The organism is Gammaproteobacteria bacterium (assembly GCA_019911805.1).
GTDB lineage: Bacteria > Pseudomonadota > Gammaproteobacteria > Thiohalobacterales > Thiohalobacteraceae > JAHJQQ01.
Map to the genome: position 1 here is coordinate 1 of JAIOJV010000077.1, position 12,993 is coordinate 12,993.

Annotated in this window: 11 protein-coding genes; 6 read left to right on the forward strand and 5 right to left on the reverse strand. The window is 68.0% G+C overall.

Annotation, left to right across the window (positions count from 1 at the left end; translation table 11 throughout):
- Nucleotides 1–715 (forward strand): hypothetical protein (locus K8I04_09165; GenBank protein ID MBZ0071877.1); only part of this gene is annotated, 715 nt, incomplete at its 5' end.
- 24 nt (nt 716–739) lie between these two features.
- Here K8I04_09165 and K8I04_09170 read toward each other — a convergent pair.
- From K8I04_09170 to nhaD, 3 genes are all read right to left on the reverse strand, one after another.
- Nucleotides 740–2,647, reverse strand: coding sequence for a cytochrome c/FTR1 family iron permease (locus K8I04_09170; GenBank protein MBZ0071878.1), 1,908 nt, complete (start codon nt 2,645–2,647; stop codon nt 740–742).
- 435 nt (nt 2,648–3,082) lie between these two features.
- Nucleotides 3,083–3,991, reverse strand: coding sequence for a DUF4382 domain-containing protein (locus K8I04_09175; GenBank protein ID MBZ0071879.1), 909 nt, complete (start codon nt 3,989–3,991; stop codon nt 3,083–3,085).
- 143 nt (nt 3,992–4,134) lie between these two features.
- Nucleotides 4,135–5,550 (reverse strand): sodium:proton antiporter NhaD, encoded by a 1,416-nt coding sequence (nhaD, locus tag K8I04_09180; protein ID MBZ0071880.1) that lies wholly within the window; start codon nt 5,548–5,550, stop codon nt 4,135–4,137.
- Nucleotides 5,551–5,693: 143 nt separating this feature from the next.
- On the opposite strand from nhaD, the gene K8I04_09185 reads away from it, so the two are divergent.
- From K8I04_09185 to K8I04_09200, 4 genes are all read left to right on the forward strand, one after another.
- Entirely contained in the window at nt 5,694–6,368 is a 675-nt protein-coding gene (locus K8I04_09185; GenBank protein MBZ0071881.1) for a response regulator transcription factor, read from the forward strand.
- On the forward strand, nt 6,368–7,639 hold the full coding sequence (locus K8I04_09190) for a HAMP domain-containing histidine kinase (protein MBZ0071882.1): 1,272 nt from the start codon (nt 6,368–6,370) through the stop codon (nt 7,637–7,639). The genes K8I04_09185 and K8I04_09190 overlap by 1 nt, the downstream gene beginning before the upstream one ends.
- A gap of 174 nt (nt 7,640–7,813) precedes the next feature.
- On the forward strand, nt 7,814–8,152 hold the full coding sequence (locus K8I04_09195; GenBank protein ID MBZ0071883.1) for a hypothetical protein: 339 nt from the start codon (nt 7,814–7,816) through the stop codon (nt 8,150–8,152).
- Between the two features lie 14 nt (nt 8,153–8,166).
- Complete coding sequence (locus tag K8I04_09200) at nt 8,167–8,634, forward strand: universal stress protein (GenBank protein ID MBZ0071884.1); 468 nt, start codon at nt 8,167–8,169, stop codon at nt 8,632–8,634.
- A 45-nt stretch (nt 8,635–8,679) separates the two neighbouring features.
- On the opposite strand, the gene K8I04_09205 is transcribed toward K8I04_09200, so the two are convergent.
- Together K8I04_09205 and xseA are read right to left on the reverse strand one after the other, a co-directional pair.
- Nucleotides 8,680–9,522, reverse strand: coding sequence for a peptidoglycan DD-metalloendopeptidase family protein (locus K8I04_09205; GenBank protein ID MBZ0071885.1), 843 nt, complete (start codon nt 9,520–9,522; stop codon nt 8,680–8,682).
- A gap of 315 nt (nt 9,523–9,837) precedes the next feature.
- Nucleotides 9,838–11,190, reverse strand: a complete 1,353-nt coding sequence (xseA, locus tag K8I04_09210; protein ID MBZ0071886.1) for an exodeoxyribonuclease VII large subunit — start codon at nt 11,188–11,190, stop codon at nt 9,838–9,840.
- A gap of 334 nt (nt 11,191–11,524) precedes the next feature.
- Between xseA and guaB the strand changes: the two genes are divergently transcribed.
- A complete protein-coding gene (guaB, locus tag K8I04_09215) occupies nt 11,525–12,988 on the forward strand; it encodes an IMP dehydrogenase (protein MBZ0071887.1) in 1,464 nt (487 codons plus the stop codon).
- Nucleotides 12,989–12,993 lie beyond the last annotated feature (5 nt).

A 12,993-nucleotide genomic window follows, 5' to 3' on the forward strand; every position in this document is an offset into this window, starting at 1 on the left:
GCTGGGGGTGGGTGTGGCCTACCAGGTCGTGCCCATGTTCCAGATGACGCCGGAGTATCCCGCGGCGCTGCGGCGCTGGCTGGTGCCGGGACTGTTCGCCGCGTTGCTGCTGCTGTCGGTGGCGCCGGTGCTTCCCGGCCAGTACGCCGTCACGGTACTGCGTACGGTCGCCGAGGTCGGCCTGGCTGCAGGCTTCGTGCTGTTCGCGGTCTGGACCCTGTACGTGCAGGCGCGCCGTCGCCGGCGCCTGCCGGACATCACGCTGTGGTTCTGGCGGCTGGCGATGCTGTGCCTGCTCGCCGGCGCATTGCTGTGGGCGGCACGGCAGCTGTACGGTGGTGCATGGGGTGAGGTGCGCTATCCACTGCTGTTGGGCATGCTGCTGATCCCGGGTTTCGCTGTCTCCATCGTCAGCGGGATGCTGTACAAGATCCTGCCGTTCCTGGTGTGGCTGCACCTGCAGACGCACGCCGGCAGCCGCGAGGCGCGGCGCCGTATCCCGAATACGAAGGCGATCATCCCGGACCGCCGGGCGCGTCCGCAGTTCGTGCTGCACGCGTTGGCGCTGCTGCTGCTGACGGGCGCGGCGCTGTGGCCGTACCTGTTGCTCTGGCCGGCGGCCCTGACGTTCGCCGCCGCCTGCGGGCTGCTGTGGCTGAACCTGCTGTACGGCCTGCGCACCTACCGCGCGGTGCTGCGCGGTTTCGACGCGTAGGGGCCGGTCGGATTCAGGCGAATATCAGGCCGGCGCGTGGTGGCGCCGCAGCGTGCCGCCCCAGAGGAGCAGCGCCGCCAGCAGCACCAGCCCGGCCTGCACGGCGAGCCCCTGCAGGTTCGGATAGATGCCGAGCAGATCGATGCGCGGGAAGTTCACCGGATCGATGGGCAGCAGGCCCGCCTCCTGCAGCGCCGCGATGCCCTTGCCGGCGAACACCACGGCCAGCACGAGCATGAAGATGCTGGTGACGGAGAAGAACTGGCGCAGCGGCAGGCGCTGGCTGTAGCGCAGGATCAGCCAGCCGATCACTGCCAGCACCACCGCGCCGACGCCGAAGCCGGACAGCAGCATGCCCTGGGCGGGGCCTTCGGCCTGTGCCCACAGCGCCTGGTAGAACAGGATGGTCTCGAACACCTCGCGGTAGACCGCAATGAACGACAGCCCGGCGAGGCCCCACAAGGTGCCGGTCGACAGCGTCTTCTTCACCGAATCGTCGATGAAACGCTTCCACTGCCGCGCACTGGTCTTGCTGTGCATCCAGAAGCCGACGTAGAACAGCACCGCCATGGCGACCAGGGCGGCGACGCCCTCGGTGATCTCGCGGTTCGCACCACTGAAGTCGATGAAGTAGGCCGCGGCCACCCAGGTCGCGCCGCCGAGCACCAGCGCGCCGACCCAGCCCACATGCAGATAGGGCAGGGCATCGCGGCGCTCGGTCTTGATCAGGAAGGCCGCCAGCGCGGCCACCACCAGGATCGCCTCCAGACCTTCGCGCAGCAGAATGACGAAGGCGCTGACGAAGGCCGCCCCGGTCGACAGCGTGGTACTGCGCAGGCGCTCGGCGGCAGTGCCGAGCAGCGCCTGCACTTCGGCGGCCTTGGCCTCGACCGGGGCCAGCTGGTTGTCATTGCGCAGCAGATTGCGATAGGCAACCATCTCCGTTTCGATCTGCAGACGCAGTTTGGGATCGATGGCATCGAGACCGCGTTCGACCAGCTCGAAGCCATCGAGGTAGGCGGTCACCGCCAGCTTGTAGGCATCGGCGCGCTGACCGGCGCGGTAGGCCTCGAGGCTGGCCGCGAGCGTGTGACGCGCGAACTCCAGCGGTGAGGCGTTGGCAAACAGCACCTGCGGTTGGGTGCGCAGGAAGGCCATGAGATCGCGCCCCTCCGGTCCGAAGCGTGCGGCCGCCTCGGCCGGCGTGGTGACGGTGGCGCGCCGCAGCTCGGCGAGGTCACGGGCCTTGGTCTTGCCGGACCAGACCGCCTTGCCCGCGGCCGCCGCACTGTCGGTCACGGCCATGCCGCCGACCAGGAAGGCCAGATCCCAGCGTTCGTCCTCGCTGAGTTCGTCGAAGGCGCGCATGCCGGTGCCGCCGACGCCGGCGGTGATGGTGCTGTAGAGGCCGTAGAGGGTGCGCTGCCCCCAGCGCGCGCTGTCGTGGAAATCGGTGGCCGGTGGCTCCATGCCGCGCGCGTCGAACCCGTCGCCGTGGCCGTCGGCGCCGTGGCAGGAGGCACAGTTGTTCGCGTACAACTGGCGCGCACGGACGAAATCGGGTGCCTTGCGCGGCACGACGACGATGTCGAAGTGGTCGATCAGGGCGTGCCGCAGCTGCGCGGCCGTGGCGGCGACGGTCGCCGGCGCCGCGCGCTCGTGCACCAGGGTCTCGAGCTGCCGTGCCGTCGTGGCGAAGTCCGCTGCAGCGCCGCTGTCGGGCAGTTGTGCGCTCTGCTCGCGGATGGCCGCCGTGAAGTCGAGCATCTCGGCATATTCCGCCTCGTTGATGATCTCGCCGGCGGCGACGGCCTCCGGATAGTCGACGCCGACATAGTCGATCAGCTGCACCAGCTTGGGCAGGTCCGGCATGGCGGCGGCGGGGCCGACCAGGGCGAACAGGAACAGCAGGGGCAGTGACAGGCGCTTCATGGGCGAACCTCGCAGTGGGGCAGTCTCGACGGCTAACGTAAAATACAATGATTCGCATTCATAGTAAAGTGTCGCGGGTGCGCCTGGAGCCGGGCGTTGGCTGCATTTATCGTTGTTGGCTACGGAAGCACACGGAATGCAACGCCCGGTACCCCGAGATCTTCCGTGTATTTTCGTGTGCTTCCGTGGCAGATTCCCGGCTCGCCCCGCGCCAGCAAGGGATCGGGCGTGTAGGGTGCGTCGGCGCCAGCGACGCACCGTGGCGTGAAACCCGGTGCGTCAGGCTGCGCCTCGACGCACCCTACGGATGGCTTCATTGGGTTTTCAACAATGGGTCTTTCCGTGTGGTTCCGTGGCCACAAAGGTTTTTTGCGATGCCATGTCGGCGCAGACAGGGCCCGCCCCGTGGATGCCGGACGGGTCGGACGGGGGGATTCAGAAATCCTGGGTGGCGGTCCGGCCGGCGACGACGGTCACCGGGGCGGCGCCGGTGAAACTCACGCTGGCGTCGCTGGCGGCCGGGTCGTCGAGGCCCGCGTCGCAGGTGAAGGCCGCGGTGTAGTCGCCGGCCGCGAGGAAGGCGACGGTGTAGGTGGTGTCGCCGGCCTCCCAGTCGACACTGGCAGTGGACACCGGATCCGGGTCGGTGCCGTCGACGTCGTCTGGGATCACGGTACCTTCGAACACATAGACCGCCGCCGGGTCGCCGCTTTCGCAGCCGGCGGCGGCCAGCGTGGCGGCGTCGACCGTACCGGCCAGCGCGCCGACCGTGCTGTTGTCGACCAGGCGCAGCGTCGGCCGCAGATGGTAGACGCCGCCGGAACGCGCGTGCACCGACTTGCGCAGATCGAAATCGATGGTGAAGGTGGCGACGCCGCCTTCCGGGATGGTGATCGGGCGGTTCAGCTGCAGGCCGCGCTCGTCGCCGCTGGGAATGCGCAGTTCGTAGGAAACGCCGTCGATCACGATGTAGCTGTCGTCCGCCGGGTCACCACCCTGGCTGGCGTTGACCTTCAGGCGGAGCCATTGGACTTGGCCAGCGGGCAGGACCTGATTGTCGACGATGACCTCGGCGATGCCGCCGGTCAGGGCCAGCAGGTCGATCCGGCGCGGCGTGTCGTAGATGATGTCGACGACGCTGCCGCCGGCGGCCTTGATCTCCACGCCGCTGAACTCGACCCAGACGTGCTCAGCGTAGTCGACGGGCGCATCTGTGACGGACAGGTTCAGCGTGCCGGTGGCGCTGCCGGAACTGCCGCCGCCCCCGCAGGCGGGCAGTAGGGCGGTCGCGAGGATACCGGCCAGCAGGTGGACGCGCGGTTTGAACGAACGGGAATGGGACATGGCGGTGTTCTCCGGATCGAGGTTGTTGTTTGCGTCAGTCTGCCAGCGTCCCCATCGGGCGGGTTGCGTGGGCCGTCACAGTTTTCCGGTGCGTTCGTCGTTCCTGTCCGGGCGGCGGTGGCAGTCCGCCGGTCCACGCAGCGTCAGAAGTGGCCGGCATTGATCCAGATGTGGGTCGCGATGCTGGCCGCATAGCCGAGGGCGATGGCGGGCGTCCATCTCAGATGGCCGAAGAAGGTGTAGTGGCCCCGCGCCTGTCCCATCAGGGCCACGCCCGCCGCCGACCCGATGGAGAGCAGACTGCCGCCGACGCCGGCGGTCAGTGTCACCAGCAGCCACTGACCGGTGGACATGTCCGGGTTCATGGTCAGTACCGCGAACATGATGGGGATGTTGTCGATGATGGCGGACAGTACACCCACGCTGATGTTGGCGGCAGTGGCACCCCATTGGACGTACATCACCTCGGAGGCGAGGGCGAGGTAGCCGATGAAGCCCAGCCCGCCGACGCACAGTACCACGCCATAGAAGAACAACAGCGTATCCCATTCGGCGCGCGCCACTGACTGGAATACGTCGAACGAGACCACATCGCCCATGCGCCCCGCCGTGTCCGGATCCTCCCGTCGGCCACGGCGATCCCGGTGCGAGGTCCTCTTCAGGTAATAGCCGAGCAACTGCAGATAGGACAGACCGGTCAGCATACCGATGACCGGCGGCAGGAGCAGGAAGTTGTGAAAACTCACGGCAGTCGCGATGGTGAGCACAAACAGCAGGATGATGCGCCTGGCGCCGCGCTTCATGACGACCTGCCGGTCGGAGGCGAGCGGCTGCCCCTGCGGCACGGCGAAGTGCATCAGGGCCGCGGGCACCAGGAAGTTGATCAGCGCCGGGACGAACAGGACGAAGAAGGTCCAGAAATCGACCCGGTCCTTCTGCCATACCATCAGTGTCGTGATGTCACCGAACGGGCTGAAGGCACCGCCGGCATTGGCGGCGACCACGATATTGATGCAGGCGAGCGAGATGAAGCGACCGTTGTCGCCGCCTACCGCCATGACCACCGCACACATCAGCAGGGCCGTGGTGAGGTTGTCGGCCACCGGCGAGATGAAGAAGGCGAGCGTACCGGTCATCCAGAACAGGGCACGGAAGCCGAAGCCCCGGCGGATGAGCCAGGAGCGCAGCGTATCGAATATCCGTCGCTCCTCCATGGCGTTGATGTAGGTCATCGCCACCAGCAGGAACAGCAGCAGCTCGGCGTATTCCCGCAGGTCGTAGCGTACCGCCCGTTCCGCCGCGTGGGTGAGCCCGTCATTGGCATAGACCGCGGCGATCAGCGCCCAGATGATGCCGGCGGCCAGGATCACCGGCTTGGATTTGCGCAGGTGGGTGAACTCCTCGGCCATCACCAGCAGGTAGGCGATCACGAAGATGACCAGGGCCGCGTAGCCGACCGGGTGGTGTGTCAGGTCCAACGGGGTATCGCCCCCGGCGGCCAGGGCGGGGATGGGCAGCAGCAGGATCAGACAGGTAGTGAGGAACAGATTCCCTTTCACCGGTGTGGTTCTCGGTCGGCTTGTGCGGAGGTGGGGAGACTAAATACGGCAAGCGGGGCCGGCAGGCAAGTACGTGCGGCCGATGGCGTGACCGCATGGGTCGCGCCTGACATACTAATCGGGTGATGAACGGCGGTCCTGGTATGAACATCCTGATAGTCGAGGACAACCCCGACCTGGTGGCGAACCTGGCCGAGTTCCTGGAAGGGCGTGGCCATACCGTGGACATTGCCTACAACGGCTACACGGCGCTCGGCTTCGCGCTGGAAAACGACTACGACGCCATCGTCCTCGATCTGATGCTGCCCGGCATCGACGGTCTCGAGGTGTGCACCAGACTGTGGGCCACCGACCGGTCGCCGCCCGTCCTCATGCTCACCGCCCGGGACAGTCTGGAAGACAAGCTGGAGGGTTTTGCCAGCGGTGCCGACGACTATCTGGTCAAGCCCTTCGCGCTGCTGGAGCTGGAGGCCAGGCTCCAGGCCCTGGTGCGGCGCGGGCCCCGGGGGGCACGCGGCGGCCGCCTGCAGGTGGACGACCTGGTCCTCGACACCGCCACCTGGCAGGCCACACGCGCCGGTCAGCCCCTCGATCTCCCGCCGATCCCGCTCAAGCTGCTCCAGCGTCTGCTGGAGCGTTCGCCGCAGGTGGTCGGCCGGGCCGAACTGGAGCGCTGCATCTGGGGTGATTCGCCGCCCGACAGCGACGCGCTGCGCAGCCATCTGCACCAGCTGCGGACGATCATCGACAAGCCCTTCGCCAGACCGCTGCTGCACACCGTGCGTGGCTTCGGCTACCGCCTCACCGCCGAGCCGTGATGTTCAACCTCGGCTTGCGGCTGCGCGTGATGGTCGGCTTCGCGCTGATCAGTGGCAGCGCCAGTCTCGTCCTCGGGGGCTGGGTCTACCTCACCTTCCAGGATCTGGAGCGGCGGCTGATCGACGAGGCGCTGACGGCGGAGGTCCAGGACTATCGTGCCCGCCTGGCGCGCAATCCCGCCTCGCTGCCGCCGATGACGGCCACCGTCCGCGGCTACCTGCTGCGCGACGATCGCCCCGATGAACGCCCGCCGGAGTTGCGTGGCCTGCCGGAGGGACGCTCTCCGGTCCGCGTGGGCGGGGTCACGTACCGCGTCGCCGTGGTGCGCGCCGGCGACGCAACCCTGTACATGCTGCATGACAACTCCGCCGTGGAGCGGCGCGAACGGCGGCTGCTCGCCGCGATCCTGGTCGGTATCGCCGCGACCAGCCTGCTCGCCGCCGCCTGGGGCTGGTGGCTGGCGGGCCGGGTCATCGCCCCGGTCCGCGAACTGGCGCGCCGCGTGCGCGAACGCCCGCCGAGCGATCTGGACACGCCCTTCGCAGAGGGGCTGCCACACGACGAGGTGGGCGAACTCGCCCATGCCTTCGAGCGCTACCTGGCGCGCATGCGCGCCTTCGTCGAGCGCGAGCGCGCCTTCGCCACCGATGCCAGCCATGAGCTGCGCACGCCGCTGACCGTCATCCAGGGCGCGGTCGAGGTGCTGCAGGGCCAGGGCGATCTCGACCGGCTGACCCGCGCCCGCATCGACCGCATCGCCCGCGCGGAACGCGACATGGCGGATCTCACCGCCACCTTGCTGATGCTGGCACGCGAACAGCGCAGCGATGCCGCGACGACCGCCGACTGTCCCGTGGAGGAAGTCCTGCGCGAGGTGGTCGGGCAGCACCGGCATCTCCTGGATCACAAGCAGGTGTTGGTCACAGTGGATGTCCGCGAGCCGCTGGCGCTTACCGTGGAGCGGCCCCTGCTCGCCATTGCCATGGGGAATCTGGTGCGCAACGCCTTCACCTATACGGCGTCGGGCAGCGTGACCATCACCCTGGAGGGCGGTGTGCTCAGCGTCGCCGACACCGGCCCGGGCGTAGCGCCACAGGATCTGAACCACCTGTTCGAGCACAGTGACCGTTCCCGACGCGCCACCCGCGGGGCGGGCATCGGCCTGCCGCTGGTCAAGCGCATCGCTGACCGCCAGGGCTGGGTCGTCGCGGTGCAGAATCGTCCCGAGGGCGGTGCGCTCTTCCGGCTGGGCTTTGGCGCCCGTTCCTGAACCGCTGCTGCGGCATCCGCCCGCAGGCGGCGCCTTCACAAGGTCTTGATCCGCGCTTGACCGGGACTTGAGCCCGACCTTGCTATCGTCCTTACCACTTCGCACATCGGTCCGCAGCTGATCAGGCACCCGCCGCACGCCGCGCGACCCGCAGCGCCGAGTTGGAGCGGTTGGATGCCTGGATTTCTGCCCGTGGTTGCCGTGCTCACCGTGCTCGCCGGCACGGTCGTGCTGCGTATCCGCCGCCTGCGTCGGGCTTGGCGCGCGCAGCGTCTCAACCCGACGCACCGCTGGGGCGTGGACGGTGGCATTTCGCTGTCGGCCGCGTCGCCCGATGAGCCGCAGGCAAGCACAGATGCTGCCGACGGCGGTGCCTTCCCGTCGTGGGCGGCGCTGCGAGGACACGCCCCGGCGCAGGGGCGCGCGATCGGCGCCGGCCGCCGGCACGATTCGTCGCCGCCGCGATCCTCCGCACATCTGCCGGTTGCGCACGGTATCGGTTTGCCCCACTGAAGGAGGGCGTTGGCATGCAACGGACGGTCATCGCGCCGGTCGATCTCGACCGCAAGGCGGAGCACGTCGTGCACTGCGCATCCGGACTCGCGCGCCTGCACCGGGCGGGCCTGATCGTGACCCACGTGGTCGACCACTACAGCGCGGAGAGCGGGTATGCACCCTTCGCCTCGGCCGGCGAGGTCAGGGAGGGCATGACACGCACGGCCCGGGGCTGGCTGGTGGGCCTCCTGCATCATCTCGGGATCCACGGGGCCGAGATCGTCGTGACCGCAGGTGACCTGCGGGACGGCGTCGCGACGCTGGCCGGGCAGCGCCACGCCTGCTATATCGTGACCGGACAGTCCCGCTGGGGCGTTCTGGGTAAGCTCGCCGGACTGCACCAGGAACCGCGCATCGCCAGACTCGGCTGTGACGTCATCGCCGCAGGCGCGGCCGGGTGGGCGATCGACTGGGGACGCGCGCTGTCCCTGCCGGGTTGATGAGGGTGATGGGTCAGGGCGACGCGCTGGGGGCGGCGCGCACCTTCAGCGGGCGGCGGGTGCGGGGCGTGCCGGCAGGAACAGCAGGGGATCGACACGCGCGTTGTTGAGACTCACACCCCAGTGCAGGTGAGGCCCGGTGACGCGGCCGGTCTTGCCGATGGCGCCGATGACCTCACCGACCTCGACTTCATCACCGGCCTGCACATCGATGCGGCTCATGTGGCAATACATGGTGACCAGGCCCTGGCCGTGGTCGATGAACACCGTGTTGCCGTTGAAGAAGAAGTCGCCGGTATCGAGCACGCGGCCGGCGGCCGGCGCGCGGATGGCCGCCCCCAGCGGTCCGGCGATGTCCAGGCCGCTGTGCGGCTGGCGCGGCTGGTCGTTGAAGAAGCGTCGCAGGCCGAAGGGGCTGCTGGTCGGGCCGTCGGCCGGCCAGATGAAGTCGGTGACCACTGCCTCACGCTCGCTGAAGTGGCGCAGCGCCTGCTGGATACGCGGCGTCTCCTGGCGGATCCGCTCCATGTCCCTGGCGTTCGGTTCGACCTTGCGCTTTTCCTTGATGACCAGACGCTGCGTCTCGTAGGCCTTGTCGCGTACCTCGAAACGTAGTTTCTCCATCTTCCCCGCGCGGCGCACCGACAGGGTGTGTGCGCCGGGTTTCGTGCCCAGCGGGATGCCGACCACGGCATGCCACTGGCCCTCGTCCTCGGCCACCAGCACGCGCTTATCCCCATAGTGCACCTGGGGCGGTTGGGACGCCGGGGTGGATGCACCCAGCGCGATCACCACGACCCCGCCCGGCACCGCCTCGCTGCGCGGCAGCGCGACGGTCAGCGCGGGTAGGAGCAACGCGATCAGCAGAAGGGAAAGTCTATGCAGCATGCTGTGCATCCTAACGCGATTACGGGGCTGATTGAACCGCCGAGGCGCGACAGGAAGATAGTGAGAACCGCCAAGACGCCAAGAACGCCAAGAACGCTTTTTGAACCGCCAAGAACGCCAAGACGCCAAGAAGATATTGGGAACCGCCAAGGACGCCAAGGCGCCAAGAACGTCAAGGCGGATACATGGAAAAACCCAAATCGCCTTTCCATTTATTTCGGTTTTCTTGGCGTCTTGGCGCCTTGGCGGTTCACACAGCATTCTTGGCGTCTTGGCGGTTCAAATACCCGACGTGGTTCAAATGACCGACGCGGGTCACTCCTCGATGTCGTCCACTGTGGCGTGCAGGTGGCCGTGGGCCAGGCGGGCGTGGATGTGGTCGCCGGGGCGCGCAGTGCGGGCGTCCTGCAGCACGCGGCCGTCGCCGGTGGTGACGATGGCGTAGCCGCGTTCCAGGGTGGCGAGCGGGCTGACGGTGTCCAGGGTGCGGCCGAGGGCGGTGAGGCGCTGGCGGGACTGCTGCAGCTGAGTCTGGATGGCGCTACGCAGTCGCCGTGCCAGGGTGGTCTCCAGATCGCGCAGGCGTTGCAGGCGTGGGCCGGGGTGGTGGCGCTGCAGCTGCGCCTCCAGGGTGGCGAGGCGTTCGCGGGGTTGGCTCATGCGGGCGCGCAGCGCACGCCGCAGGCGCTGGTCGAGTTCGTCGAGGCGCTGGGCGCGCTGGCGCAGATGCTGGCCCGGATGCCGCTGCTGCAGGCGCTTATCGAGCCAGCCGAGCCGCTCGTCCAGACGCTGCAGCCGGCGCTGCAGGTGCTTGTAGAGTTCGCGGTCCAGAGCGCGCAACTGACCCAGCCACTCCACCTGGTCGGGGCTGACCATCTCCGCGGCGACCGAGGGGGTCGGGGCGCGCCGGTCGGCGACGAAATCGGTGATGGTGAAGTCGACCTCGTGGCCTACACCGCTGACCACGGGGATGCCGCAGTCGTAGATGGCGCGTGCGACCGGTTCTTCATTGAAGGCCCACAGGTCCTCCAGCGAGCCGCCGCCGCGCGCGACGATCAGCACGTCGCAGTCGCGACGCCGGTCGGCGCTGCGGATGGCGGCGGCGATCTCGGCGCCGGCGCCGGTGCCCTGCACCGGCACGGGATAGAGCAGCACCGGGATGGCCGGAAAGCGCCGCCGTAGCACGCTCAGGATGTCACGCAGCGCCGCCCCGGTCGGCGAGGTCACCACGCCGATGCACCGGGGCAGGGCCGGCAGATCCTGCTTGCGGGCAGGATCGAACAGGCCTTCGGCGGCGAGCTTCCGCTTGAGCGCCTCGAAAGCCCGCTGCAGGGCGCCGTCGCCGGCCTCTTCCATGGACTGCACGATGAGCTGATAGTCACCGCGCGCCTCGTACAACGACAGGTTGGCGCGTACCAGGACCTGCAGACCGTCGGCCGGGCGGAACGTCAGAAAGCGGTTGTTGCCCCGGAACATGGCGCAGCGCACCTGGGCACCGCTGTCCTTCAGGGTGAAGTACAGGTGCCCGGAGGCGGGGCGGGAGACGTTGGACAGTTCGCCCTCGACCCAGATCAGGGGGAAGGCACCTTCCAGCAGGGCACGGGCCTCGGCATTGAGGCGACCGACGCTGTAGATGTTGCGGTCGGGGCTGTCGGCGGGCGTGGACATGGGCGGGATGATACCGGAAGCCCTTGCCGGGTCCAGGGGTGGGCGGGCCGCAGCTCAGAACCGTGGGATGGCCATGGAAGCACCCGGAATGACACGAGAAATGGACACTGTGCAGACCCGGGATCATCCCCCACGGTCTGGTTTTCAGGCGTTTACAATCAGTGTTTCTCGTGTCGTTCCGTGGATTCCGTGGCCAAGCATGGTTCAAGTGCGTGTCGAAGACCCAGCGAGGTGTGGTCCGGGGTACCGTCCCCCGGGCGCGGTTTACCCGGTGGCCCTCCTGAACCTATAATTGCACGCTTCACTTCAAGACTTTAGGTACCGGACCCCCCTTATGCTGCGCATTGCCGAAGAAGCCTTCACATTCGATGACGTCCTCCTGCTGCCCGACTACTCCGCTGTCCTGCCCAAGGACGTCCAGCTCCAGACCCGCCTGACCCGCGGTATCGGTCTGAACATCCCGCTGCTGGCGGCGGCCATGGACACCGTCACCGAGGCACGGCTGGCGATCGCGCTGGCGCAGGAGGGCGGCATCGGCATCATCCACAAGAACATGACGGCCGAGCAGCAGGCCCAGCATGTACGTGCGGTGAAAAAGTTCGAGAGCGGCGTCATCAAGGAGCCGTTCACGGTGAGCCCGACCACCAGCATCCGCGAAGTGCTCGACCTGACCCGCGCCCACGACATCTCCGGCGTGCCGGTGGTCGACGGCGAGGAGCTGGTCGGCATCGTCACCAACCGCGACCTGCGTTTCGAGCACCGCTTCGACGAGCCCGTGTCCGCGGTGATGACGCCGAAGGATCGCCTGATCACGGTGAAGGAGGGCACCAGCAAGGACGAGATCATCCGCCTGCTGCACGCCCACCGCATCGAGAAGGTGCTGGTGGTCGACGACGGTTTCGAGCTGCGCGGCCTGGTCACGGTGAAGGACATCCAGAAGGCCACCGACAAGCCCAACGCCTGCAAGGACGATCAGGGCCGGCTGCGTGTGGGCGCGGCGGTGGGCGTCGGTGCCGGTACCGACGAGCGTGTCGCCGGGCTGGTGGCGGCGGGCGTCGACGTGATCGTCGTCGATACCGCGCACGGTCATTCCAGGGGCGTGCTCGAGCGCGTCGCCTGGGTGAAGAAGCAGTTCCCCGACCTGCAGGTGATCGGCGGTAACATCGCCACCGCCGAGGCCGCGCTGGCGCTGGTCAAGGCCGGCGCCGACGGCGTCAAGGTCGGCATCGGCCCGGGCTCGATCTGCACCACGCGCATCGTCGCCGGCGTCGGCGTGCCGCAGATCAGTGCCGTGGCGAACGTCGCGGCGGCGCTCAGGGACAGCGGCGTGCCACTGATCGCCGACGGCGGTATCCGGTACTCCGGCGACATGGCCAAGGCCATCGCCGCCGGCGCGCATTCCATCATGGTGGGCGGCATGTTGGCCGGTACCGAAGAGGCACCGGGCGAGGTCGAGCTGTTCCAGGGTCGGTCTTACAAGTCCTACCGCGGCATGGGTTCGCTGGGCGCGATGTCCGGGCAGCAGGGTTCCTCGGACCGCTACTTCCAGGAAGACAATTCCGCCGAGAAGCTGGTACCCGAGGGCATCGAGGGCCGCGTGCCCTACAAGGGGCCGATGGGTCCGGTGATCCATCAGCTGCTCGGCGGCCTGCGCTCCAGCATGGGCTACACCGGTTGTGCGACCATTGAGGAAATGCGCACCAAACCGCGCTTCGTGCGGGTCACCGGTGCCGGTATGGCGGAGAGCCACGTGCACGACGTGCAGATCATCAAGGAAGCACCGAACTACCGCGTGTGAAAGAC

Excerpts from the sequence above, each read along its gene's own strand:
- K8I04_09170 (MBZ0071878.1), bottom strand. The coding sequence starts at position 2,647 with ATGAAGCGCCTGTCACTGCCCCTGCTGTTCCTGTTCGCCCTGGTCGGC.
- K8I04_09175 (MBZ0071879.1), bottom strand. The coding sequence starts at position 3,991 with ATGTCCCATTCCCGTTCGTTCAAACCGCGCGTCCACCTGCTGGCCGGT.
- K8I04_09185 (MBZ0071881.1), top strand. The coding sequence starts at position 5,694 with ATGAACATCCTGATAGTCGAGGACAACCCCGACCTGGTGGCGAACCTG.
- K8I04_09190 (MBZ0071882.1), top strand. The coding sequence starts at position 6,368 with ATGTTCAACCTCGGCTTGCGGCTGCGCGTGATGGTCGGCTTCGCGCTG.
- K8I04_09195 (MBZ0071883.1), top strand. The coding sequence starts at position 7,814 with ATGCCTGGATTTCTGCCCGTGGTTGCCGTGCTCACCGTGCTCGCCGGC.
- K8I04_09200 (MBZ0071884.1), top strand. The coding sequence starts at position 8,167 with ATGCAACGGACGGTCATCGCGCCGGTCGATCTCGACCGCAAGGCGGAG.
- K8I04_09205 (MBZ0071885.1), bottom strand. The coding sequence starts at position 9,522 with ATGCTGCATAGACTTTCCCTTCTGCTGATCGCGTTGCTCCTACCCGCG.
- xseA (MBZ0071886.1), bottom strand. The coding sequence starts at position 11,190 with ATGTCCACGCCCGCCGACAGCCCCGACCGCAACATCTACAGCGTCGGT.
- guaB (MBZ0071887.1), top strand. The coding sequence starts at position 11,525 with ATGCTGCGCATTGCCGAAGAAGCCTTCACATTCGATGACGTCCTCCTG.